21 protein-coding genes are annotated in these 23,011 nt (G+C 67.5%); 12 read left to right on the top strand and 9 right to left on the bottom strand.

The annotated features are described in order from the left end of the window. Positions 1 to 15 precede the first annotated feature (15 nt). On the top strand, positions 16 to 621 hold the full coding sequence (gene rsmD / locus QNO03_RS04035; protein WP_289602009.1) for a 16S rRNA (guanine(966)-N(2))-methyltransferase RsmD: 606 nt from the start codon (positions 16 to 18) through the stop codon (positions 619 to 621). Here rsmD and QNO03_RS04030 read toward each other — a convergent pair. Beyond that, complete coding sequence (locus QNO03_RS04030; protein ID WP_289602007.1) at positions 618 to 1,394, bottom strand: spermidine synthase; 777 nt, start codon at positions 1,392 to 1,394, stop codon at positions 618 to 620. The genes rsmD and QNO03_RS04030 overlap by 4 nt on opposite strands. Next, positions 1,391 to 2,656 carry an aminotransferase class I/II-fold pyridoxal phosphate-dependent enzyme gene (locus tag QNO03_RS04025; RefSeq protein ID WP_289602005.1) on the bottom strand — a complete coding sequence of 422 codons (1,266 nt, stop codon included), beginning with the start codon at positions 2,654 to 2,656 and terminating at the stop codon, positions 1,391 to 1,393. Before QNO03_RS04025 ends, QNO03_RS04030 begins: the two co-directional genes overlap by 4 nt. Positions 2,657 to 2,696: 40 nt before the next feature. On the opposite strand from QNO03_RS04025, the gene coaD reads away from it, so the two are divergent. The 5 genes from coaD to mutM all read left to right on the top strand — a co-directional run bounded on the left by coaD (position 2,697) and on the right by mutM (position 5,923). Then, entirely contained in the window at positions 2,697 to 3,170 is a 474-nt protein-coding gene (gene coaD / locus QNO03_RS04020) for a pantetheine-phosphate adenylyltransferase (RefSeq protein WP_289602003.1), read from the top strand. A 176-nt stretch (positions 3,171 to 3,346) separates the two neighbouring features. Next, positions 3,347 to 3,913, top strand: a complete 567-nt coding sequence (locus QNO03_RS04015; RefSeq protein ID WP_229949094.1) for a YceD family protein — start codon at positions 3,347 to 3,349, stop codon at positions 3,911 to 3,913. 2 nt (positions 3,914 to 3,915) lie between these two features. Further along, positions 3,916 to 4,119 carry a 50S ribosomal protein L32 gene (gene rpmF, locus QNO03_RS04010; RefSeq protein WP_146364453.1) on the top strand — a complete coding sequence of 68 codons (204 nt, stop codon included), beginning with the start codon at positions 3,916 to 3,918 and terminating at the stop codon, positions 4,117 to 4,119. A gap of 88 nt (positions 4,120 to 4,207) precedes the next feature. Next, entirely contained in the window at positions 4,208 to 4,915 is a 708-nt protein-coding gene (gene rnc, locus QNO03_RS04005) for a ribonuclease III (RefSeq protein ID WP_229949028.1), read from the top strand. 12 nt (positions 4,916 to 4,927) lie between these two features. Continuing rightward, positions 4,928 to 5,923, top strand: coding sequence for a bifunctional DNA-formamidopyrimidine glycosylase/DNA-(apurinic or apyrimidinic site) lyase (gene mutM / locus QNO03_RS04000; protein ID WP_289602002.1), 996 nt, complete (start codon positions 4,928 to 4,930; stop codon positions 5,921 to 5,923). Positions 5,924 to 5,944: 21 nt separating this feature from the next. On the opposite strand, the gene QNO03_RS03995 is transcribed toward mutM, so the two are convergent. Continuing rightward, positions 5,945 to 6,340 (bottom strand): VOC family protein, encoded by a 396-nt coding sequence (locus QNO03_RS03995; protein ID WP_289602000.1) that lies wholly within the window; start codon positions 6,338 to 6,340, stop codon positions 5,945 to 5,947. 269 nt (positions 6,341 to 6,609) lie between these two features. On the opposite strand from QNO03_RS03995, the gene QNO03_RS03990 reads away from it, so the two are divergent. From QNO03_RS03990 to QNO03_RS03975, 4 genes are all read left to right on the top strand, one after another. Beyond that, positions 6,610 to 7,122, top strand: a complete 513-nt coding sequence (locus QNO03_RS03990) for a winged helix-turn-helix domain-containing protein (protein WP_289601998.1) — start codon at positions 6,610 to 6,612, stop codon at positions 7,120 to 7,122. A gap of 1 nt (position 7,123) precedes the next feature. Next, entirely contained in the window at positions 7,124 to 8,209 is a 1,086-nt protein-coding gene (locus QNO03_RS03985) for a serine hydrolase domain-containing protein (protein WP_289601997.1), read from the top strand. Beyond that, positions 8,209 to 8,814 carry a hypothetical protein gene (locus tag QNO03_RS03980; protein WP_289601996.1) on the top strand — a complete coding sequence of 202 codons (606 nt, stop codon included), beginning with the start codon at positions 8,209 to 8,211 and terminating at the stop codon, positions 8,812 to 8,814. Before QNO03_RS03985 ends, QNO03_RS03980 begins: the two co-directional genes overlap by 1 nt. A 120-nt stretch (positions 8,815 to 8,934) precedes the next feature. After that, the gene (locus QNO03_RS03975) at positions 8,935 to 10,419 is read left to right on the top strand and encodes an HNH endonuclease (RefSeq protein WP_289601994.1); all 1,485 of its coding nucleotides are present in this window, start codon (positions 8,935 to 8,937) and stop codon (positions 10,417 to 10,419) included. 15 nt (positions 10,420 to 10,434) lie between these two features. Here QNO03_RS03975 and QNO03_RS03970 read toward each other — a convergent pair whose 3' ends face one another. The 4 genes from QNO03_RS03970 to QNO03_RS03955 are packed head-to-tail and all read right to left on the bottom strand — an operon-like array spanning position 10,435 to position 15,902. Then, the gene (locus QNO03_RS03970) at positions 10,435 to 11,253 is read right to left on the bottom strand and encodes a serine hydrolase domain-containing protein (RefSeq protein WP_354003877.1); all 819 of its coding nucleotides are present in this window, start codon (positions 11,251 to 11,253) and stop codon (positions 10,435 to 10,437) included. Between the two features lie 10 nt (positions 11,254 to 11,263). Continuing rightward, positions 11,264 to 12,271 carry an NAD-dependent epimerase/dehydratase family protein gene (locus QNO03_RS03965; protein WP_289601992.1) on the bottom strand — a complete coding sequence of 336 codons (1,008 nt, stop codon included), beginning with the start codon at positions 12,269 to 12,271 and terminating at the stop codon, positions 11,264 to 11,266. After that, entirely contained in the window at positions 12,268 to 14,883 is a 2,616-nt protein-coding gene (locus QNO03_RS03960; protein WP_289601991.1) for an alpha/beta fold hydrolase, read from the bottom strand. Before QNO03_RS03960 ends, QNO03_RS03965 begins: the two co-directional genes overlap by 4 nt. After that, complete coding sequence (locus tag QNO03_RS03955) at positions 14,877 to 15,902, bottom strand: 3-oxoacyl-ACP synthase III (RefSeq protein ID WP_229949093.1); 1,026 nt, start codon at positions 15,900 to 15,902, stop codon at positions 14,877 to 14,879. Before QNO03_RS03955 ends, QNO03_RS03960 begins: the two co-directional genes overlap by 7 nt. 214 nt (positions 15,903 to 16,116) lie before the next feature. Between QNO03_RS03955 and smc the strand changes: the two genes are divergently transcribed. Then, a complete protein-coding gene (gene smc, locus QNO03_RS03950; protein WP_289601989.1) occupies positions 16,117 to 19,716 on the top strand; it encodes a chromosome segregation protein SMC in 3,600 nt (1,199 codons plus the stop codon). Here the strand turns inward: smc and QNO03_RS03945 are convergent, their stop codons facing one another. Both QNO03_RS03945 and QNO03_RS03940 read right to left on the bottom strand, forming a co-directional pair. Continuing rightward, the gene (locus QNO03_RS03945; protein WP_229949010.1) at positions 19,717 to 20,448 is read right to left on the bottom strand and encodes a glutamine amidotransferase; all 732 of its coding nucleotides are present in this window, start codon (positions 20,446 to 20,448) and stop codon (positions 19,717 to 19,719) included. It lies immediately after the preceding gene. Further along, positions 20,445 to 21,674 carry an MFS transporter gene (locus tag QNO03_RS03940; protein WP_289601987.1) on the bottom strand — a complete coding sequence of 410 codons (1,230 nt, stop codon included), beginning with the start codon at positions 21,672 to 21,674 and terminating at the stop codon, positions 20,445 to 20,447. Before QNO03_RS03940 ends, QNO03_RS03945 begins: the two co-directional genes overlap by 4 nt. A gap of 62 nt (positions 21,675 to 21,736) precedes the next feature. Between QNO03_RS03940 and ftsY the strand changes: the two genes are divergently transcribed. Continuing rightward, positions 21,737 to 22,924 (top strand): signal recognition particle-docking protein FtsY, encoded by a 1,188-nt coding sequence (ftsY, locus tag QNO03_RS03935; RefSeq protein ID WP_289601984.1) that lies wholly within the window; start codon positions 21,737 to 21,739, stop codon positions 22,922 to 22,924. The last annotated feature ends 87 nt before the right edge of the window (positions 22,925 to 23,011 follow it).

The raw sequence follows: 23,011 nt of genomic DNA, 5'->3' as shown, positions 1-23,011 counted from the left end.
GGATAAAGTGAAGGCATGAGCCGCATTATTGCCGGGGCTGCCGGCGGAACCACCCTGTTCAGTGTTCCCGGAGACGGGACGCGTCCCACCACGGACCGCGTGAAGGAAGCACTTTTTTCCCGCCTGGAGTCCTACGGGGTCCTGCAGGACGCCAAGGTGGTGGACCTGTTCGCCGGCTCCGGGGCATTGGGTGTGGAGAGCGCCAGCCGCGGTGCCGCCGCCGTCGACCTGGTGGAACTAGCCGACAAGCCGGCAGCCACGTGCCGGGAGAATGCCGGGCTGGTCAACAAGATCCTGGGCCGGACCTGCGTGAACGTGCACCGGGCCAAGGTGGAAACCTTCCTGCTGCGTGTCCCTGCCGACGTGCTGTGGGACGTGGTCTTCATTGACCCGCCCTATGCCTTGACCGAACCGGAACTGGCCACGGTGCTCACCTCGCTGGCCGGGCACCTCGCGGACGGAGCCGTTGTAGTGCTGGAACGTTCCACGCGTTCGCCCGAACCCCTCTGGCCGGAGGGGATGGAGCGCTTCAGTGAACGGAAATACGGCGAGACCACCCTCTGGTTCGCGGAGCCTGCCGCTGAGGATGCCGGGTCCGCTGGAGATACAGCGCAGGCCTAGCCGGTAAACACGTCCAGGTCCTCGCCGGTCAGTACCGCCGCCGGGTGCGGTCCGGCGGCGAGGAGCTGCGGGGTCCACTCGCCGGGCCAGGGGAAGGGGGTCGCCGCAAGCACGATGTTCCCGGGATAGCGGCCGGTGAACATGTCCTGCTGGGCCAGCGCCGCCACTTCTCCGTCCGTCCCCACGGCGGACTGCAGCTCCCGCACCTGCCGGCGCGCGAAGGCCAGCGGTGGGTCGTCCCCGACGTTGACCAGCAGTACGCCGGCTGGGGAGAGCAGGGCAGCCAGTTCGGCGTAGAAGTCCGACGTCGCCAGATGGGCCGGGGCATCCGGGCCGGCGAAGATGTCCAGGACGATGGCGTCGAAGGTCTGCCCGGCAAAGCGGTCCAGTGACTCCCGGGCATCGCCGATCACGGTTTCCAGGACCGTGCCGTCCGGCAGCGGCAGATGCGCCAGCACGAAGTCCAGCAGCTCGCGTTCGAGTTCCACCGCCACCTGGTTGGATCCGGGTCGGGTGGCCTGGAGATAACGGGTGAGGGTCAGCGCCCCGGCGCCCAGGTGCAGGGCGCGCAGCGGCTGCCCGGCCGGTGCGGCCAGGTTCAGGACATTTCCCATCCGGCGCAGGTATTCGTAGGAGATCTTGTGCGGGCGGGCCAGATCCACGTGCGACTGTTCGGCCCCGCCGATGCTCAGTATGTAGGCGCCGGGCGTGAAGCCGTCTTCGGTGATGGTGGCGTGGGCGCCGATGCCGCGCAGCAGCCGGGACGCGTTCACAGCAGACCGCCCAGCCGGGCAAGGCGTTCGGAGGCGGAGTCCAGGACGTCGGTCTTCTTGCAGAACGCGAACCGGAGCAGCGACCGGGTGCGCTGCGCCCCGTCGGCGTGGCAGAACACGGCGACCGGAATGGCGGCGACGCCGATCAGTTCCGGGAGCCTGCGGGCCAGCTCCGTGGCGTCTGTAATGCCCAGGGCCGAGGTGTCGGCGGTGACGAAGTAGGTGCCGGACGAGGGCAGGACCTCCATCCCGGCGGCCCGGAGCCCCGAGCCCAGCAGGTCCCGTTTCGCCTGCAGGGCGGCGGCGGCGCCGGTGAAGTAGGAATCATCCAGTCCCAGGCCGACGGCGACCGCGGACTGGAAGGGTGTGCCGGAGGTGTAGCTCAGGAAGGTCTTGACGGTACGGACTGCGGCCACCAGTGGTGCCGGGCCGGTGAGCCAGCCGATCTTCCATCCGGTCACGGAGAAGGTCTTGCCGGCCGAGGAAATGGTCAGCGTCCGTTCGGCGGCACCCGGCAGCGTGGCCACGGGGATATGCACGGGTCCGAAGGTCAGGTGCTCGTAGACCTCGTCGGTGACGATGACGGCGTTGTGCTTGGCCGCAAGGTCCACGATCTCCTGCAGGACTTCCCGGGGCAGGACCGCGCCCGTGGGGTTGTGCGGATTATTGACCAGGACCACGCGGGTGCGGTCGGTGAACGCGGCGGCCAGGGCGCCGTCGGCCGGCAGGAAGCGCGGCGCCTCGAGGGCGACGGTGGTGTGCGTGGCACCGCTGAGTCCAATGACGGCGCCGTAGGAGTCGTAGAACGGTTCGAAGGTCAGCACTTCGTCGCCGGGACCCGTCAGGGCCAGCAGGGCCGAGGCGATGGCCTCCGTGGCACCGGTGCTGACAATGACCTCGCTGTCCGGGTCCACCTGCAGCCCGTAGAAGCGTTCCTGATGCGCGGCGACGGCGGCGCGCAGTACCGGCAGGCCCTGTCCCGGGGCATACTGGTTGGCCCCGGCGGAGATGGCGGCCCGGGCCGCTTCGAGTATTTCCGCCGGGCCGTCTTCGTCGGGAAAGCCCTGGCCCAGGTTGATGGCTCCGTGCCGTCCGGCCAGGGCGGTGATCTCCTCGAAAATGGTGACGCCGAGGTTGCCGTCCGGAGCCAGAAGGTTGGCGCCAGCGGCCGTCCGCTGCCAGGGCTGCGCTGGACCTGCTCCGGTACCTGGTCCGGCGCCGTGCTGTGCGCGGAGCAGGGACGCGGCTGTGGTTGCACTCATTCAACAAGTATTACCCGCCTGCACCCGGTAGATTCGATTCATGCAACGTGCTGTATGCCCAGGCTCCTTTGATCCCATCCACAACGGACACCTCGAGGTGATCGCCCGCGCGGCCAATCTCTTCGACGAAGTCATCGTGGCGGTATCGACCAACTATGCGAAAACGTACCGGTTCAGCTCCGCGGAACGCCTGTCCCTGGCAGCCGAAACCCTCGGATCGCTGCGCGGGGTGTCCGTGGTCCCCATGGGGGACGGGCTGCTGGCCGACTTCTGCCACGACCACGGTGCCTCTGCCATCGTGAAGGGACTGCGGTCCGTCCAGGATTACCAGTACGAACTGCCGATGGCCGTGATGAACCGGCAGCTCACCGGCGTCGAAACCGTGTTCCTGGCTGCGGAAAGCAGTTATGCCCATCTCTCCTCCTCCCTGATCAAGGAAGTGGCGGCTCTGGGCGGCGATGTCTCCGGTTATGTTCCGACGGCGGTGTTGAAGCGCCTCACGGACGCCGATTAGCCGGATCCGCGACGGCGGGTAAACTGGAGAGCGGAGCACGTGCCTGCACGGGTTCCCTGGCTGCGGTGCAGCTGCAGTTTGAGAGATTCCGGCAACTCAGGCTAAGATGATATGTCGGTCTATGTTCTACAGGAGTTCTCATTAGCGAATTTTCGCGGTCCAATCCGGAAACTCCCCTGGCGGTAAACGTCAGGGATCTCGGGCGCAGCCCGGGAACGATGCGGACTCTTCATGAACATGTTCCGGCACCGAAAGACTTCGGTGTTGCGCTTATCGGCGTTCCGGAAGGATCCAGCCTCGAGCTAGACCTGAGGTTGGAGGCCGTGCACGAAGGGATTTTGGTGTCCGGCATTGCAATCGCTCCCGTAAGGGGCGAATGCGGCCGCTGCCTGAAGCCACTCGCGTACGACCAAGAAGTCGATGTGCAGGAACTCTTCTACTACGAGGACGCCGAGTCCTTCGAAGAAGAAGATGAAGAAGAGCAACACCGGATCGAGCGAGATGTCATCGATCTTGAACCGGTATTGCGGGACGCAGTGGTTCTTACCATGCCGTTCCAGCCGGTGTGCCGGGAAGACTGCCCAGGCCTTTGCTCCGAATGCGGAGCGCGCCTAGAGGAGGATCCGGGTCACCACCATGAAGTTGTGGATCCTCGCTGGGCAGCCCTCGCCGGGCTGACCGGCACGGCCGCAGAAGATACTGCGGCACCAAGTACAGAGTCAGACGAGAGAGAAGAGAGTTAGCCGTGGCTGTTCCGAAGCGGAAAATGTCCCGCGCGAATACACGTGCACGCCGGTCCCAGTGGAAGGCGACCGCGCCCAACCTGGTGAAGACCGTGGAGAACGGCCGCGTCACCTATAGCCTGCCGCACCAGGCCAAGGTCGTAACCGACTCCGCCGGCACCGCGCTGTTCCTTGAATACAAGGGCCGCAAGGTAGCGGACGTCTAAGACCAGTGTTCGGCCCGGTTTTGCGCTTCCCTAAGGGAACTGTTGCAGACGGGCACATGAATACTGCTTTTCGGGTTGTATCCAAAAAGTGAAGAATACTGAAGAGCTTATGAAGCGTCTCGGTGTCGATATCGACGCCGGGACGCTTCGTCTTGCACTCACGCACCGTTCCTACGCTTACGAGCAGGGCGGCATCCCCACGAACGAGCGCCTGGAATTCCTTGGCGACTCCATCCTGGGGTTCTCGGTAACCGATGCGCTTTACCGGGATAATCCTGATCTTTCCGAGGGCGAGCTGGCCAAGCGCCGCTCCGCCGTCGTGAGTACCCGTGCCCTTGCCGGCATCGCCCGGAACCTGGGCCTCGGGGAGTACATCCTGCTGGGACAGGGCGAAAAGCTCACCAACGGGCGGGACAAATCCTCCATCCTTGCGGACACCACCGAGGCAATCATCGGTGCCGTGTACCTGGACCACGGGATCGAAACCGCCCGGCAAATGGTGATGCGTCTCGTGGGCCCGCTGCTGTCCAATGCCGAAGCCCTGGGCGCCGGTACGGACTGGAAGACGAGTATCCAGGAGATCGCTGCCGGCCGGAAAATGGGCGACATCGAATACCGGGTTTCCGGTTCCGGTCCCGACCATTCCCGCAGCTTCGTCGCCGTGCTCCACATCGGCGACAAGCCGTACGGCACCGGTACCGGCCATTCCAAGAAGGAAGCCGAGCAGGAAGCCGCCGCTGCCTCCTGGAAGATGATTAACGCTAAGGAAGCCGACTCCGCGGCTGCCGGCGCCTAGGGCTGCCCGGCGATGCCTGAGCTTCCCGAAGTCGAGGTGGTCCGCCGCGGACTGGCGTCATGGGTCCGCGGCCGCACCATCACCGGCGTCGAGGTCGTGGATCCACGTTCCGTGCGGCGTCACGCCGCCGGTCCCGAGGACCTCAAAGGCAACCTTGAAGGCGCGGTGGTGGCCGACGTCGTGCGCCGCGGCAAGTTCCTGTGGCTGCCGCTGCTCGAGTCTCGTTCTTCATCAACTGTTCCTTCGCCGGCTGGCGCGGCCGACGACGTCGTGCCCTCCTTCGCGCTGATGGCCCACCTCGGTATGAGCGGCCAGCTGCTGATGGAGGACTCGGCGCTTCCGGACGAAAAGCACCTGAAGGTCCGGTTCACCCTGAGCCCCGCCCTGGACGCTTCCGGTGCTGCGATGCCGGACGAGCTGCGTTTTGTGGACCAGCGGATTTTCGGCGGGGTGTTCCTCACCGATCTGGTTCCCACGCCCGATGGTGCTCCCGGCGGCCTGTCCGAAACCGCGCTGCCGCTGGTGGCGCAGGAAGCCGCGCACATTGCGCGTGACCCGCTGGATCCTGCGTTTTCCTTTGATGAGTTCTACCGCCGGCTGCGGGCCCGCCGTACCGGGATCAAGCGTGCCCTGCTGGACCAGGGGCTGATTTCAGGCGTCGGCAACATTTATGCCGATGAATCCCTGTGGGCTGCACGGATGCACTTTGCCCGCCCCACGGACACCATGCGCAGGGCCGATGCGCTGCGGCTGGTCGAGGCTGCCCGGGACGTGATGACGCGTGCCCTGGCTGCGGGCGGCACCAGCTTCGATTCGCTCTACGTCAATGTCAACGGCGCGTCAGGGTATTTCTCCCGGTCCCTTAACGCCTACGGCCGCGAAGGCCTGCCCTGTCCGCGGTGTGAAGAGCTGGGGCTGCATACCCTGATCCGGCGGGATTCGTTTATGAACCGGTCTTCGTATTCCTGCCCGGTCTGCCAGCCGCGGCCCCGGAACGGGCGCTGGTAGGTTTCACTTTCACTCCTTCCGTTAGGGTGCCAGCCGTTCCACGAACTGGACCGGATGCCCGTCGAAGTCCTCGACGAATGCAACGCTCAGTATTCCATCCAGGAACGGGTGCGGTCCTTGAAGGCCTCTTGCTCCGGCGTCGAGCGCAGCGGCGTAGGCGGCTGCGGTGTCATCCGTCCAGAGCGTGAGGCACGCGCGGTGTCCGGCCGTGACCGGGGTGAGCCCGTGGGCCTCGGCCGCCGGTCCGGGCAGTGCGAGCCCGAGGTTGAAGCCTCCCAATGACATTTCTATTTTGACGGGCGCTGTCCCTGCACCTGTTACGCGGGATTCTTCCACGAAGCCGAGGGACGCGTAGAAGCGTGCCGCCCGCGCGACGTCGGCGGCGAACAGGATGACCTGCGGATTGAAGATTTTCACGGCTGTCCTCGTTTCGGGTGCCGGTAGGTTCACCGGCCGTTTCAGCGCTACGGATTGAGCAGGGTCCCGGCGGCAGCCAGTTCACGGCACCTCTGCGTACGGTAACAAATCCGGGGCGGGCACCTGGATAACCTCAAGGAATCCTCGCCGATTAGCAGGCCTTACACCCGGACGTGCTCCAGACGGGCATCCATGGCCGGTCCCGCCACCAGCGTCAGAAAAATTACGAGACTCTTGTAATTGTTTCGGAATTACGTAATTCTCTATTCATGACCCCACGAGACGACGCCCGGCTGGAGGCGTTGGAAGCACGCGTGGCAGCCCTGGAGCAACGCGCGGAAGCCACGGAGCCGACGTCGGCCGCGGACGGGGCAGACGTGTTCTGGGCCCTCGAAGGGGTGCGGAAGCGCCATCCCGAGCCGGGAGCCGTGCTGTTCGCCGGCACCGCCACGACCGGCGCCGGTGCCCACTTCGAGTACCAGTACGGGTTGGAGACCGGACATCTGCTCGACGTCGACTGGACGCAGTTCGCCGACTCCCTTGCCTCCCTCGGCCATCCCGTCCGTCTGGCTGTGCTCCGCGCCGTTCTCGGCGGAACCGAGACCGTGGCAGAGCTGGTGGAGGAACTGGGTTCCGGAACCTCCGGACAGATTTACCACCACGTTCACCAGCTGTCCGCCTCGGGCTGGCTCGCACCGCACGCCCGGTCCCGCTACCAAATTCCGCCGGCCCGGGTCATCCCGCTGCTGGCGATTCTGACCGCTGCCTCCGGAGGTAACTGACATGTCCAGATACAGACGCAAGACCGTGGCCGTCCTTGCCGCTTCAGCTGTCCTGGCCTGCGGGCTCCTTGCTGCCCCGTGGACGCCGCGCCTGTCGACGCAGGTTTCGGGGGATGCAGCCCTCGCGGAGGCTGTCGGGCCCTTGCTGCAGACACCTGCCGATGCGGTCAGCGTGGCTTACCTGGAAGACGGCACTGTCCGGTTTGCCGGGTTCGGTGCAGACGAGCGGACCGAGTTCGAAATCGGTTCGGTGTCCAAGACGTTCACGGCAGCACTGCTGGCGGACGCCGTTGAGCGTGGTGAAGTGACCTTAGAGACCACTGTTGCCGAGATCCTGGGCCCTGAGCTGCGGGACCCGGAAGCCGAGGTCGGCACCGTCACCCTGGCCGAGCTGGCCAGCCACCGTTCGGGGCTTCCCCGGCTTGCCACCGACACGCGAGCGCTGGTCTCCCTGCTCGCCGGAACCATGCTCCACCGCGACCCCTACACAGCCTCACCTGCGGACGTGCTGGATCAGCCACAGTCTGCGTCCGTGGGAGGGAGGGGCACGGTGGAATACTCCAACCTCGGTTATGCCTTCCTCGGGCAATTGCTCGCCAAGGCAGCCGGGATGGAATACGCCGACCTGCTGCAGCAACGGATTCTCGGGCCACTGGGCATGAAGGACACGTACGTTCCGGTCACTCCTGAGAACCTGCGTTCCGGTGCTCCGACCGGGCGGGGGACAAGCGGACTGTCGCAGGCCGCCTGGACAGCCAACGGCACGGCACCGGCAGGTGGGATCCGCTCTACGGCAGCGGATATGTCGCTCTACCTCGAGGGGTTGCTGGCGGAGACGGCACCGGGTTCCGCCGCTCTGGACCCTCGTTGGGATACCGATGACGACGGCGAGCAGGTGGGCCTGGCATGGTTCACCTCCCTCTCCCCATCGAGCGGACAGGCAACGACGTGGCACAACGGTCAAACCGGAGGCTTTGCCGCTATGGCGGCGATGGACCGTGAGGCAGGCAGGGCCGTGCTGGTCCTCTCCAATGTGGCTGCCGGACAGGAAGAAGCTGCGTTGGCTTTGCTGAAGGAAGGTCTCTGATGACATTCACCCTGATGTCCTGGATCCTCGCCGCCTGGCTGGTCCTGACCTGTTTGTCCGTGGCGGTCCCCGTCTGGAAACGGGCGGGACAGCCGTCCGGTCCCAGCCGGAGGTCACTGCTGGCCGGTTTGATGGAAGCGGCTTCGCTCACGGGCCTTTTGCGGCTGGTGGTGCCGTGGAGTCCCGGATCGGTGGCCCTTTGGGTGGTGGCCATCGTTGTGTTGGCGTCGGCTGTTGCCGGAGCGGTTCTTCGCTGGCCGGAACTGCCGGGCCGGGGGTCTGAGTCTGTGGGCCCGGCGGGGGAGGCGGGCTCGGAGGCTTCGACGGGACCGGAGGATGCCGAGCAGGAGGCGTGGGATCACACCCGAAGGCCACAAGCCGCGGCCGCGAAGGCACTGCCGTCGGACCCGTCCCTGCAGCCGGGTCTCCCTGCGCGGGGAACCCCGCATAGGCTCGACGCCGATAAGCCCCGCGGGAAGGTGAAGGCCGGGAAGTCCGGCCGGAAGGCGGCGGGCGGGAAGAAGAAGGAGCCGGGAAATCTTGCGTTGACCGGGCATGTGGCCCTGCTGGTCGCCGTCATCGTCCTTTCTTTTCTAGTCGGTTAGGGAGGGTTTCGGCCGCGAGGGCATCGCCTGGAAGACCTGGAAAAAGACTCGATAAAACAGGTGGTGGAACAGGTATTTTTTCCCTAGAGCGTGTCTGGAATTCCCACTAGACTCGAACACATGTTCGAATCATTTCAGTCTCCAGCCTCTCCGCGGACCGGTGGAACCACTGCCGGGGCTGCGGTGGTGACTGCCTGGGTCGAGGTGCTGGGGGACCAGGCGGAAGGCCTGGCCGGCGGGGAGCCGGAGGACAGCGAACTCATCGACCGGATCAGGATCCTTGAGGAACTCAAAGCCGCAGCGTCGGCAGCTCAGGCCCGGGCTGCCGCCCAGTTCGATGCTTCGCAACGCCGGAAGCAGGCTAACGCCGGAGTACGGCGCGAGGAACTGGGCCGCGGCGTGGCGTCCCAGATTGCCCTGGCCCGGAGGGAGTCACCGCACCGCGGTGGACGGCTGCTGGGGTTCGCAAAGGTCCTGACCACCGAGATGCCGTGCACCTTCCACGCACTGGCCCAAGGAAAGATCAATGAATGGCGGGCAACGCTGCTGGTCCGCGAGACCGCCTGTTTGAGCGTTGAAGATCGTCGCCGCGTGGATCAAGAGGTCGCGGGTAATCCCGAGGTGCTCGAAACGCTGGGGGACCGGCAGATCATTTCCCGTGCCCGGAGTGCCTCCTACCGGCTGGACCCGCAGGCAGCCATCAAGCGTGCAGCCAAAGCCGAATCCGAACGTTTTGTCTCCTGCCGTCCCGCACCGGACACCATGACCTACCTGACGGGACTGCTGCCGGTAGCCCAGGGGGTAGGCGTTTATGCCGCGCTGTCCCGTGAAGCGGACCGGCTGCGTGCGTCCGGGGATTCCCGGGGGCGGGGCCAGATTATGGCGGACACCCTGGTGGAGCGCGTGACCGGGCAGGCCGAGGCAGGCCAGATGAGGGTGGAAGTGCAGTTGGTGATGTCGGACCGGACGCTTCTGGGTGGGGACTCAGAGCCGGCTGTGGTCCCCGGATACGGTCCCGTGCCGCCGCAGTGGGCGCGGGATCTGGTCCGTGGCAGGAGCGCCCGGGAGGAAGCCGAACCGACTCCCGACCGGACCCCAGGGGGGAAGACGAAGCGGGACAAGCAGGCAGAACGCTGGATCCGCCGGCTCTATGACGAACCGGTGACCGGTGAACTGACCGCAATGGATTCCCGGGCACGCTTGTTCCCTCGATCGCTGGCACGCTTTATCGCAACACGGGACCAGACCTGCCGAATGCCGTGGTGCGGAGCGCCTATCCGGCATGTGGATCATGTCCGTCCACATCGGGACGGCGGGGTCACTGGTACCGAGAACGGGCAGGGACTGTGTGAGGCGTGCAACCAGGCGAAGGAAGCACCGGACTGGCATGCCCGGAGGGTCGACCCGCTAGGTTCCGAAACACGGCACACGATCGAGACCACCACTCCGACCGGACATACCTATCGGTCAACGGCACCGCCGCTGCCTGGAGGCAAGGTCGAGGCCAGCAGAGGGAATCGGCTCGGAACCAATTCAAGGTCAGGCGCTCCTCCCGCCGAGGGCCTCCTGGAAGATTGCATAACCGACCTTATTTGGGCTGCCTAACCGTTCTGCCGAACCTTAGCGCCCGGAAAGCTCCGCAAGGATCCCGTCGGTAAAGGGAGGCCACACTTCCGCTGCCCAGGGACCGAAATCACAGTCCGTCAGGCACACGGCGGCAGCCTGAGCCTCCGGATCGACCCATAGGAAGGTGCCCGACTGGCCAAAGTGCCCGAAGGTGGCCGGCGAGCTGTTGGCACCGGTCCAGTGCGGAGACTTGTGGCCACGGATTTCGAAGCCGAGCCCCCAGTCATTCTCCTTCTGCCGGCCGAAACCGGGAAGCACCCCTGCCAGTCCGGGAAAGACCACCTGCGTGGCTTCGGTCAGCCGGCCCGGATCGGTGAGCGTGGGAGCCTGCAGCTCGGCAGCAAACCGGCTCAGGTCCGCAGCAGTGGACACGGCACCGGCAGCAGGGGAGCCCTCCAACGCGGTGGCGGACATACCCAGGGGAACGAGTACGCCTTCCTTCAAGTACTCGGCAAATGCCATGCCCGTGGCCTGTTCCAGTGTCTCGCCAAGCACCTCAAAGCCGGCGTTGGAATACAGGCGGCGGGTGCCGGGGGTGTAGCGGACCGTGCGCTCGCCGAAGTCGTAGCCGCCGGAATGGGCCAGCAGGTGCCGCACGGTGGAACCCTCAGGCCCCGCAGGCTGGTCCAGTTCCAAGGCTCCCTCGTCGAGGGACACGAGCACGGCGTAGGCGCTGAGCAGCTTGGTGACGGATGCCAGCGGAAAGCGGCAGTCCTGGTCGCCGGCAGTCCCGAGCACCTTGCCGTCGGCGGCGACGACGGCGGCAGCGGTATGCTCCACCCGCCAGGACTGGATCTTCTGCAGGCTCTTCACGGAAATCATCCTAAGACGTGGGGGAGTAGTGCCGGGCAAGCCGGACCAGACCGTCTTCGATCGAAACCTCGGGAACCCAGTTCAGGACTTCACGGGTTTCGCGCTGGTCGAACCAGTGCGACGTCGAAAGCTGCTCGGCCAGGAAGCGTGTCATGGGCGGTTCGTCGTGAACCAGACCCCGCTTGCCAGCCGCAAGCCACACCTTCTCGATCAGGCTTCCGGCACCGCGGGCCACCTTACCGGGCACGCTCCAAGCTGGAGCAGCTACTCCTGCGGCAGCACAAATACCGGCAATCAGTTCACCCACCGGCCGGGGCTGGCCGTTGGTGACCACGAGCGCACGGCCGGCCGCCGCATCCATCCGTTCCAGGCCGCGGACAATGGCAGCTGCCGCGTTATCGATGTACGTGGTGTCGATCAGGGCAGCCCCGGCGTCCAGCAGAGGGAGGCGGCCGGACCGCGCACGGTCGATCACGCGTTCCACCAGCTGCGTATCGCCCGGACCCCAGACAACGTGCGGCCGGATGGCAGTAACCCGGAAATCCGTCGAGTTCTGCCCCAGCGCAATCAGCTCAGCTTCGGCCTTGGACGCGGCGTAGAAACCGCGGGCACGGGCCGGATCCGCGGTGCCGGCACCGGCACCCGAAATCGGCTCGCCGAAGTGCGCTACGGACGGAGACGAGACAAATACGACGTCGCGTACCCCCGCCGATCGTGCGGCCTGAAGCAGGACCCGCGTACCGGTGATGTTGGTTTCCTCGAACTCATGCCACTCGCCGGTGAAGGAAACCTTCGCCGCGAGGTGGATGACGGCGTCCATGCCCTCCACCGCCCGGGCGGCGGCAGCGGCGTCGGAGACCGAACCGGCTACCGACTCCCGGCCCGGGACTCCCGGCCGGCGTTGGAAGGTGCGGACCTTGTGGCCCTTGGCTTCCAGCAGGTCGGCTACTGCACCGCCGAGCAGTCCGCTCGCACCGGTGACGAGGACCTCGCGGGGCGCTGCGTCAGCCCCGTTCACCGGCGGCCCTTCAGGCGCGGCACGGGACCGCCGGCCAGCAGCCGGGAGGCCCAGGCCGCCAGCGCCGTCCGGTCGATCTTGGAGTTGTGCCGGATGTCTGTGGGCATCTGCGGCAGCACCAGTACCGCCGCGAGATCAAGCCCGGTCAGCTCGTGCACCCGGGACCGTACGGCCGTGGCCAGTCCGGGCGCCGCGGTGCCGGCCCGGCGTGCGGGAGGAACGGTCTCCACCACGGCCACGGGAACCTGGGCACCGGCGGGCCCGACGCCGACCAGCGCCACCCTGCCCACGCCGTCGACCGTCTCGGCCGCCTGTTCGGCTGCAACCGGGGTCCGGACCCCGTCCGCGGTGGTGAGGATGTGTCCCAGGCGGCCCTCCACCCAGAGGCGGCCCTCGTCGTCGAAGTGGCCGACATCGCCGGTGCGGTGCCACCCGTCGATGGAGGAACTGTGGCTTTCGGTGATCCAGAGCCGGTCGTAGCGGTCCTTGACGTGCGGAGCACTGACCAGGATTTCGCCGGTGCGGTTCGCAACGGTCAGTGGTTTGCTGCCCACGGATCCGTCCGGGAAAACTTCGGCAATGGCCACCTCGGCCCCGGATACCGGCGTGCCCACGCAGACTCCGTTGCCGGAACCGGCGGCACGGATGCCCTCGAGGCTGATGTCGGTGACAGGCAGCGCCTCGGTCATCCCATACGGGGTGTGGAGGGACGCCTTCGGCACCAGGTCCTGCATCTGGGCGAGCAGCGGCTCGGCAATCGGAGCACCGGCGGAAAGCAGCAGCTCCACCTGTGCCAGCGCGGTCCGCTGCGGAGCGTCGAGTGCACCGGACGTGGCCAGCACGTTGGTCAGTGCCGCAGGAGACGCGAAGATCGTGGTGGCGTCCACGGCAACCGCCGCGTCGGCCAGTGCGGCAGCCGTCAGGGTGCGCGGGGACGTGACATCCATGTCCGGAGTCACCGACGTCGCCCCCAGCGCCGGACCCAGCAGGGCGAACGGCGCAAAGCCGGCCACCAGGGAGGTTCCGGCCCGCAGGTTGTAGGTGTCCTTGATCGCATCACGCATGGCCGCCAGCTGCCGGTGCGTGTACACCACGCCCTTGGCGGGACCGGTGGAACCGGAGGTGAAGAGGACGGCGGCGTCGGCGTCGGGATCCGTGGGGTGCCACGGCACCTCGGAGCCGGCGCCGTCGGCAATCAGACCCTCGACGGAATGCTGGACCCCCAGCAGCCGCTTGCGCGCCGGGGACAGCTCGGACACGCTGATCCGCGTCCCCGGCCAGCCCAGCGCCCGGGCACCGGTGAGGGCCCGGTCAATACCGATCAGGAAGGCAGGCCCGGCACCCTTGATGGCCCGGCCCAGTCCCTTGGTGCCCAGCCCGGCGTCGGCCACCACAATGACGGCGTTCAGGCGCAGGCAGGCGTAGATCAGCGAGGTCAGTTCAATGCCCGGCGGGACGAGCAGGTTCACCCGGGTTCCGGGACGCACGCCGGCGGCCGCGAGTCCCGCGGCCAGTGCGTTCACGCGTTCGGCGAGTCCCGCCCAGGACAGGGTGCGGGGTCCGGCGTCCCCGCCCAGGGGAGCCATGTCGACGACGGCGGCAGTGGTGTCGGCGGCGCGTTCGTCCAGCTCCGCCAGCATGGGCCGGAACGGGTCAGTGCGCCGGAGTGCGGAATCCGCGGGGGCTTCGACTGCGGTCCGCAGCCAGGAGAAGACCGGGGCGGCGATGTCGACGTCTTCGGGCAGCAGGTGCCCTGCCCCTTCGAACCGGTGCACGGAGGATGCCGGCATCCGGTCCAGCACATCGCGCAGGTAGCGGTCCGAGAAGACCGGGTCCCGAGGCCCCCAGAGCACCAGGGACGGAACATTGAGCCGCCGGATACCGTCCGCCACGGTATTGAGGGTGCGCCAGCTCGGATGGCTCTCGGCCGCGGGAATGTCGGCCACGAAGTTCGCCACGCCCTGCCGGCGGGCGGCACTCCGGTAGGGCAGCGCAAAGGCTTCCCGGACGGGAGCGGGCAGGGCGGGGGAGGCGAGGGAGTGTGTGATGCGGATGAAGGCATCGGTACTGCGCGTTCCCCAGGGATGGACAGCCGGGTGCAGGGCGAGCTTCAACGCCGGCGGCAGCGAATACCCCGCCGGATGCACAGCTGTGTTGGTCAGGACCACACCGGCCAGCTGGCGGCGGTGCCGCAGCGCCCAGCCCAGGGAAATGACGCCTCCCCAGTCGTGGCCGACCGTAACGACGGGACCGGTGATGTCCAGCGCGTCTGTCAGGTTCCCGAGGTCCGTGATCCGGTCCTCGAGCCGACGGAAGGCACCCGTGCGTTCGGAGAAGCCCATGTCCAGCTGGTCCACGGCGACCACGCGCCAGGGCTTGTCCGCGGAAGCACCGGCGGCCAGCAGGGTGCGCCAGAGGTAGGACCAGGTGGGATTGCCGTGCACGCACAGCAGGGTCCCGGCCGGTTCGACGCCGGCCGCGGCCAAGTCGCCTCCGTTGTCGAGGACGTGCCACTTGCGGACCGTACCGGGGACCTCGACGGCGGCGGTGGAGGGAACAGGGACAAACGAGGACCAGGAGTCAGGAACGCCGGGCCAAAGCTCCTCTACCACGCAATTTCCATCATGGTCGTGTTCAGTCCGGAGCCCACGCCCATGCACAGCACCCGATCGCCCGGGTTCAGGGAACGGGATTCCTGGGCGAGGGTCATCGGCAGCGACGCCGGGCCCACATTGCCCCAGTTCGGGAAGGTTATCGGCACGCGCTTCCGGTCCAGGTCCACGGCCTTGATGATGGCGTTGGTGTAGGAGTTGGAGACCTGGTGGGTGACGTAACGGTCCATGCCGGACCAGTCCCAGCCGTTGCCGTGCGCTTCATGCCAGGCATCAACCACGAGTTCGAGCCCGCCGTCCAGCAGGCCCTTGGTGTCGGTGTACATTCCGTCGATACCGCCCACGCACAGTTCGTGGTGCTGGGTGCCGGCACGCGACACGCCGCCCAGGATGCGGTGCGATCCGGGGTGCCGGTCGGCCCGGCCGATGACGGCCGCGGCGGCACCGGAGCCGAGGGTGAGGGTGGCGAATTCGCGCAGATAGTCGTCGCGGGTGGAATCCGGGCGGTTCAGGCGCTCAAAGGTGGCTTCCTGCACGCCCTGGGCATCTTCGCCCGCCACGATCAGGGCATAGTTGATCTGCCCGGAGTCGATCATGTTGGAGGCCAGGGTCATGCCGTTGACGAAGCCCAGGCACGCATTGGCCAGGTCGAAGTTCATGGCGGAGGACGGAAGTCCGAGGCCGTTGTGGATCTTGACGGCAACGGAAGGCTCAAGGTTGCGGCGCGTGACCGAGGTATTGATGAGCAGCCCGATTTCGGAGGCCTCCACACCTGCCTCGGCGAGGGCCTTGGCACCGGCCTCGGTGGCGCCGTCGTCGAACGCAGTGCCCGGGGCCCACCAGCGCCGCTCACTCACGCCGGCCACCCGCTCCAGCATGCGCTTGGAAAGCCGCAGCCGCTTGAGGGAAGGCTCAAGGCGTTCATCGAATTCACTGGAACTCATCACCACCGGAGCTTCAACGCTGTTAACGCTGAGGATGGCCGAGTTGGAGTGCTGGAAGTTGAAGTTCCCGGTCAAAATGCCTGCCTTGTCTGCTGCTGGACCTGTCGCGCTGGCGGCCGCCGTGAAGCCTGCATCCACGCCCTAAAATCATATGACTCATTTAGAAGCCTACTGACCGGGCCCGCGATTCAGCAGGGAAATGCCCGATTACGCTCTCCGAGTAGAGCGGAATTTCGACGCTAACCGCGTAGATTTAGGGAATCAACCCCGGCAGGAAAGATTAACCCCCGTGCATCTGAAGACCCTGACCATGCGAGGATTCAAGTCCTTCGCATCGGCCACCACCTTTGAGTTCGAACCCGGCGTCACCGCGGTTGTGGGTCCCAACGGGTCCGGCAAGTCCAATGTGGTGGACGCCCTGGCCTGGGTGATGGGCGAACAGGGTGCCAAAACCCTGCGCGGTGGAAAAATGGAGGACGTGATCTTCGCCGGCACCTCGGGTCGGTCACCCCTGGGCCGTGCCCAGGTCTCGCTGACCATCGACAACGCCGACGGCGCCCTGCCGATCGAGTACTCCGAGGTCACCATCTCGCGCACGCTCTTCCGCGCCGGCGGATCCGAGTACGCCATCAACGGCACCCCCTGCCGGCTCCTCGATATCCAGGAACTGCTCTCCGACTCCGGGCTGGGCCGGGAGATGCACGTCATCGTCGGCCAGGGGCAGCTGGACAAGGTGCTGCATGCCTCCGCGGAGGAGCGGCGCGGCTTTATCGAGGAAGCCGCAGGCATCCTCAAGCACCGGCGCCGCAAGGAAAAGACCCTGCGCAAGCTGGACGCCATGCAGGCGAACCTGGCCCGCGTCACCGACCTGACTGCCGAACTGCGCCGCCAGCTGGGACCGCTGGGCAAGCAGGCCGCCGTCGCCCGCCGGGCAAAGACCGTGCAGCAGGATGTGCGGGACGCCCGGTCGCGCCTGCTGGCCGATGACCTGGCCACCCTGACGGCGGCCTTTGAAAAGGAAGCCGCCGACGAATCCGCCCTGAAGGCACGCCGGCTGGAGGTTGAAGCCGCCGTGAACAGCGGCCGGCAGCGCCAGGCGGAACTGGAGGCACAAGCCGCCCAGGCGGCACCGCAGCTGAACGCGGCGCGGGACACCTGGTACGAACTGTCGTCCCTGCAGGAACGCTTCCGTTCCCTGTCCGCGCTCGCGGCCGAACGTGCCCGCCTGCTGGGGGCCGTGGAACCCGACGCCGGCAGCGGCCGTGATCCGGAGCAGCTGCAGGCCTCCGCGGACCGGGTGCGGGCCGAGGCTGCCGCACTCGAAACCGAAATTGAGGACCGGCGGGCACGGCTGGAGGATGCCGTGGAGATCCGCGAGGCGGCTGAAGAAGAAGCGGCAGACGAGGAAAAGCGGTATGCCGGCCTGCTCCGGGCCGCGGCGGACCGCCGGGAGGGCCTGGCCCGGCTGGCCGGCCAGATGGAGGCAGCCCGGTCACGGGTGGCCTCCGCGCAGTCCGAGCTGGGCAGGCTGCAGAAGTCCATCACGGCTGCGGAGGCACGCCGTGCCGGTGCGCAGGAAGAGTTTGGACAGCTGGAGGGATCGGCCGCCGGCGCCGAAGCCGGTGAAGCGGATCTGGACGCCGAGTACGAAGAAGCGCAGGCCGCGCTGGAGGAAGCCCGGGAGGCGCTGCAGCAGCTGCGGCTGACCGAGGGGGAGGCCGTCCGCGAAGCGGAGAACCTTGCGGCCCGCCGCGAGGCGCTCGCCGTCGGCCTGGACCGGAGGGATGGCAGCGCCGCCCTCAGCGCGGCCGGGTTGAGCGGGGTGCTGGAACCGCTCGCGGATTCGATCAGCGTGAAGCCGGGGTCCGAACGGACGGTGGCTGCGGCCCTCGGCACGGCTGCCGACGCCCTGGCCGCCGATGACATTGACGCCGCCGCGCGTGCCCTGCGCCATCTGAAGGACACCGGGGAGGGGCAGGCGGAACTGGTGGTGGGTGGAACTCCCGCCCCGGCCGTGGAACTGCCGGCGCACCTGCCGCCCGGCGCGGTGCCGGTGCTGTCGCTGATCAGCGCTGACGCCAAGGTCCAGGACGCGCTCAACGCGCTGCTGGGCAACGCCGTGGCCGTGCAGGACCTGGACGCGGCAGTCGGGCTGGTGTCCCTCCATCCCGGGGCCACCGCCGTCACCGCCGACGGTGATGTCCTCACGGCGTTCGGCGCCCGTGGGGGATCGGCCTCGGCTCCGGGCCTGCTGGAGATTTCCGCCGCAGTCGAAGAAACGGATGCCCGCCTGGCGGCTGCACGGACCCGGGCGGAGGAGGCCCGGGCCGGGATCGGGGCGGCAACAGCGCGGACGGATGCCTGCCGCGCCCGCACGGACGCCGCCCTGGCGGCCCTGCACGAATCCGATGCCCGGCTCGCCGCAGTTGCCGAACGGCTCGGCACCCTGGGTTCGGCACTGCGCGCCGCCTCGGGTGAAGCGGACCGGCTCGCCGCCCTGGTGGCCGTCGCCGAAGCGAACGTGGTGGACGAGGAAGCGAAACTGGCTGCGGTGTCCGAGCGCCTCGCCGCCGCCGGTGAGGAACCCCAATCCGAGGAGGAACCGTCAGCCGACCGGCGGGACGCCCTGGCCCTGGCAGCCGCCTCCGCCCGGCAGGCGGAAATGGATGCCCGGTTGGGCCTGCGGTCCACCGAAGAACAGCTCAAGGCCGTCTCCGGCCGCGCCGAATCCCTGGAACGTGCAGCCGCGGCCGAACGCCGGGCCCGGATTGCCGCCGCCGAGCGGGCACGTCTCCGGTCCCTGCAGCGTGCCCGGGCCGTTGCCGTCGGCGCGGCAGCGGATGCCGTTCTGGCCCACCTGCAGGTCTCCCTGGCGCTCGCGTCCGGAGAGAGGGACCGTGCCGAGGAAACCCGGACCGCCCGCGAGGCCGAGCTGGCCGCCGTCCGCAGCAGCAATAACGATGCCGCGGCGGAACTGGCCCGGCTCACGGACTCGGTCCACCGCGACGAACTGGCCCGGGCGCAGCAGCGCCTGCGCATCGAGGCCCTCGAAACCCGCGCCCTGGAAGAGCTGGGCATGACGGCGGAGCATCTGGTGGCCAACTTCGGGCCGGACCAGCCCGTGCCGGTGCCCGCCGAGCCGGATGCCGGTGACAAGTGGGCTGCCCTGCACGCACCGGTGGACGAGGACGGCAATCCGCTGCTGGACGGCATCCCGTACGTCCGGGCAGAGCAGGAAAAACGGTTGAAGCGCGCCGAACGCGATCTGGCGGCGCTGGGGAAGGTCAACCCCCTGGCACTGGAGGAATTCGCCGCGCTCGAGGAACGTCACCAGTTCCTGTCCACCCAGCTGGAGGACCTCAAGGCCACCCGCAAGGACCTGCTGGACATCATCGCCGACGTCGACCGCCGGGTCGAGGAGGTCTTCACCGCCGCCTACCGGGACACCGCCAAACAGTTCGAGCACGTATTCGGCCGGTTGTTCCCGGGCGGGGAGGGGCGCCTGATCCTGACCGACCCGGACAACATGCTCACTACCGGCATCGAGGTCCATGCCCGTCCCGCCGGCAAGAAGATCAAACGGTTGTCGCTGCTCTCCGGCGGGGAACGGTCACTGACGGCGGTGGCGCTGCTGGTGGCCATCTTCAAGGCCCGGCCTTCGCCGTTCTATGTCATGGATGAGGTGGAAGCAGCCCTGGATGACACGAACCTCGGCCGGCTGATCACCATTTTCGAAGAGCTGCGCGAGTCCAGCCAGCTGATCGTCATCACCCACCAGAAGCGCACCATGGAGGTGGCCGACGCGCTCTACGGCGTAACGATGCGGGGCGACGGCGTGTCCACCGTCATCAGCCAGCGGATCGACCGCACACCGGCGGAACAGGAGTAACTACGAGGCGTAGCGGCTAACGAAGTTCCGCAGCACCCGGGGCGGCACATGTACGGCCGTTCCCCGGGCCGCGTCCATCACCGTCTGAGCCTCTTCCGGCGGGAAATAGCCGGCGTTCCGGTACACGGAGATCCGCGTCAGCAGCCCGGCCACGTCCAGCTCCGGATGGAACTGGGTGGCGTACAGGTTGGACCCGACCCGGAACATCTGCACCGGGCAGGTGGCCGAACCGGCAAGGTTCACCGCATGCGGCGGAAGTTCGGCGACCGCCTCCTTGTGTCCCACATAGGCGGCAAAGCTGTCCGGGATCCCCTCCAGCAGCGGATCCCGGCGGCCTTCCGGGGTGAGGTGGACCTCCACCGGCCCCACGGGCTCGCCGTACCGGCGGTCCACGGTGGCCCCCTGGTGCCGGCCGAGGGTACCTACGCCGTAGCAGGCACCGAAGAACGGGAAGTCGCGGGCAACGACGTCGTCAAGCAGCTTGGCCATCTCCGACTCCACGCGCAGCTGGACGGGGGACTTGGATTCCTCCGGATCGCTGGAGTTGAACGGCCCGCCGCCCACAATCACCCCGCTGTAGTCCTCCAGGTCCACCGGCGGCAGCGGCCCGGCTTCGAGGCGGACCCGGTGCAGCTGCTCCTCCTCGAGGCCGCCGAAGCGCAGGAAGGAGGCATATTCCTCGTCGGCGGCGTCATCTTCGGCGCGTGTGGCCAGGAGCAGGAAAGGCTTCATTCCTCGATGGTAGTGGGGGCCGGAGCCGGTTTCCGTGCAGGCAGGGTCTCCCGTGCGGTCAGCCAGGCGATGAAGCCCAGGGCGACGATGGCGCCGGTGACGCCGAAGGCCCAGGAGTAGCCCAGCGAGTCGGCGAGCATGCCCGCAAGGATCGGCCCGGCAATCGCGCCGCTGTCGCTGGCCATCTGGAAGGTAGCCAGGACCTTGCCGCCGCTGCGGCCGTTGCCGATGATGTCACCCACCGCCGCCTGCTGGGCGGGGTTGAGCAGGCCGGTTCCCATACCGGCAATGACGGAGATGATCAGGAACTCGGGCACGCTGGAGCTGAAGCCCATCAGCGCGGTGGCTGCAGCGTTCACGGCCAGTCCGATGAGGAGCAGAGGTTTGCGGCCCCAGCTGTCGGCCAGCCGGCCCGAGAAGGTCAGGACGACGGCGGTGCCGGCGGCGAACGCGGTCAGGGAAATGCCCGCCACCTCCGGGCCGGCGGACAGTGCAGCGGCGGCGAACAGCGGCACCAGGGCATTACGCACACCGAAGGAGGACCACCCGTTGGCGAAGGAGGAGACCAGCGCCGCACGGTAGGACGAATCGCGCAGGGCCTCCGTCACGGTGAGCACGGGCAGCGCTGCCGGCTTGGCATCGTCGGGTCCGGCCGCGGGACGGGCATCCTTCAGCCGGAGGAAGACGACGCCGGCGGCGAGGACCAGTGCGGCGGCGTAGACGAGGAAGGGAACCCGCAGTCCGAGCCCGGCCAGGAGGCCGCCGAGCAGCGGACCGCCGATGTTGCCCAGCAGGAAAGAGGACGCATAGGCGCTGGAGACCCGGCCGCGGACCTCCGGGGGAGCGAGGCGGATGATCAGGGCCATGGCCGAGATGGTGAACATGGTGGAGCCGATGCCGCCCAGGCCGCGGAAGACCAGCAGTTGCCAGTAGCTCTGGGCAAAGGCGCAGGCAGCGGTGGACAGGGCGACGATCAGCAGGCCGGCAATGTAGACCGGGCGCTCGCCGAGCTTTTCCAGCAGCATTCCGCCGGCGGGGGCGAAGATCAGGCGGGTGAATGCGAAGGCGCTGACGATGACGGAGGACGCCGTGACGCCGACGTCGAAACTCTGCGCAAACTGCGGCAGCACGGGGGCGACCAGGCCAAAGCCGAGGGCGATGACGAAGGCGGCCGCGATGAGGACCTGGATTTCCTGCGGGATTCGGATTCGGGGAGAGCGCACCATGATAAGGCGATTCTCTCAGATCCCCGGAGATGGGATGAACGGTATGTGAGAAGCTTGGGAGCGTGAATGAGACCCTTTCGATAGTGATTTATGTCCTTGTTGCCATCGCCGTGGTCGGCTTCTCCGCGGCACTGCTGGTACGGACCCGGCGCACGCCCAAGAGCATGTACCCCACCCGCCGGGACGCCAATGATCCGGTCACCGGAGGCGGCGCCGGCACCGACACCCTCGAGGCACCGCCCGAAGACGGCACCGTCGTTGTTCCGGATGACCTACGCGGCCTGGAGGAAGCCCCCGCCGAAGAGGCGCCCGCCCTCGAGCGGCCTGAACCGGTCCAGGGCCGCCTGGCCCGCCTGCGCGCCCGGTTGGCGAAATCCAACAACGCCATGGGTAAGGCGCTGCTGGCGCTGCTTTCCCGCGACACGATCGACGAGGATGTCTGGGACGAGATCGAGGAGACCCTCCTCCTGGCGGACCTGGGCACCGAGCCCACTATGGAACTGGTGGATGCGCTGCGCCAGCGGGTCCGGATCTCCGGCAGCCAGGACCCGCATGAGGTCCACGCCATGCTGCGCGAGGAACTGATCAAGCTGGTGGATCCCACCATGGACCGGTCCCTCGCCGTCCAGCGCCATGCAACGGCCCCCGCCGTCGTGATGGTGGTGGGCGTCAACGGCGTCGGCAAGACCACCACGGTGGGCAAGCTCGCCCGCGTCCTCGTGGCCGAAGACAAGGACGTTCTGCTGGGTGCCGCGGATACCTTCCGTGCCGCGGCCGCCGAGCAGCTGGCAACCTGGGGCCAGCGGGTGGGTGTCCCCACCGTACGGTCCGAGATAGACGGTGCCGACCCCGCCTCCGTCGCCTTCGAAGCCGTCAAGGCAGGCATCGACGGCGAAGTCGACGTGGTCCTCATCGATACTGCAGGACGCCTGCAGAACAAGGTGGGCCTCATGGACGAGCTCGGCAAGGTCAAGCGCGTCATTGAAAAGCAGGCCGCCGTGGACGAGGTGCTGCTGGTGCTGGACGCCACCACCGGCCAGAACGGTCTGACCCAGGCCAAGGTCTTCGCCGAGGTCGTCAACATCACCGGCATTGTCCTCACCAAGCTCGACGGCACCGCCAAGGGCGGCATCGTCGTCGCCATCCAGCGGACCCTGGGTGTGCCCGTGAAACTCATTGGACTCGGCGAGGGCGCGGATGACCTCGCCCCCTTCGAAGCCGAGGGCTTCGTGGACGCCCTGCTCGGCTAGGACGTTTCCAGCTGAACCAAAGCCCCGTTTCCCGCAAGGGAAGCGGGGCTTTTGCGTGCCAGGAAACGCAGTGGAAACCCGGCCGTC

This window comes from Arthrobacter sp. zg-Y877, assembly GCF_030373105.1.
Lineage (GTDB): Bacteria > Actinomycetota > Actinomycetes > Actinomycetales > Micrococcaceae > Arthrobacter_B.
This window is presented reverse-complemented; position numbering and strand designations above follow the sequence as displayed.

What these genes read in the sequence shown, in the direction of transcription:
- rsmD (WP_289602009.1), top strand. Translation starts at nt 16, where the DNA reads ATGAGCCGCATTATTGCCGGGGCTGCCGGCGGAACCACCCTGTTCAGT.
- QNO03_RS04025 (WP_289602005.1), bottom strand. Translation starts at nt 2,656, where the DNA reads ATGAGTGCAACCACAGCCGCGTCCCTGCTCCGCGCACAGCACGGCGCC.
- coaD (WP_289602003.1), top strand. Translation starts at nt 2,697, where the DNA reads ATGCAACGTGCTGTATGCCCAGGCTCCTTTGATCCCATCCACAACGGA.
- mutM (WP_289602002.1), top strand. Translation starts at nt 4,928, where the DNA reads ATGCCTGAGCTTCCCGAAGTCGAGGTGGTCCGCCGCGGACTGGCGTCA.
- QNO03_RS03990 (WP_289601998.1), top strand. Translation starts at nt 6,610, where the DNA reads ATGACCCCACGAGACGACGCCCGGCTGGAGGCGTTGGAAGCACGCGTG.
- QNO03_RS03985 (WP_289601997.1), top strand. Translation starts at nt 7,124, where the DNA reads ATGTCCAGATACAGACGCAAGACCGTGGCCGTCCTTGCCGCTTCAGCT.
- QNO03_RS03980 (WP_289601996.1), top strand. Translation starts at nt 8,209, where the DNA reads ATGACATTCACCCTGATGTCCTGGATCCTCGCCGCCTGGCTGGTCCTG.
- QNO03_RS03975 (WP_289601994.1), top strand. Translation starts at nt 8,935, where the DNA reads ATGTTCGAATCATTTCAGTCTCCAGCCTCTCCGCGGACCGGTGGAACC.
- QNO03_RS03945 (WP_229949010.1), bottom strand. Translation starts at nt 20,448, where the DNA reads ATGAAGCCTTTCCTGCTCCTGGCCACACGCGCCGAAGATGACGCCGCC.
- QNO03_RS03940 (WP_289601987.1), bottom strand. Translation starts at nt 21,674, where the DNA reads ATGGTGCGCTCTCCCCGAATCCGAATCCCGCAGGAAATCCAGGTCCTC.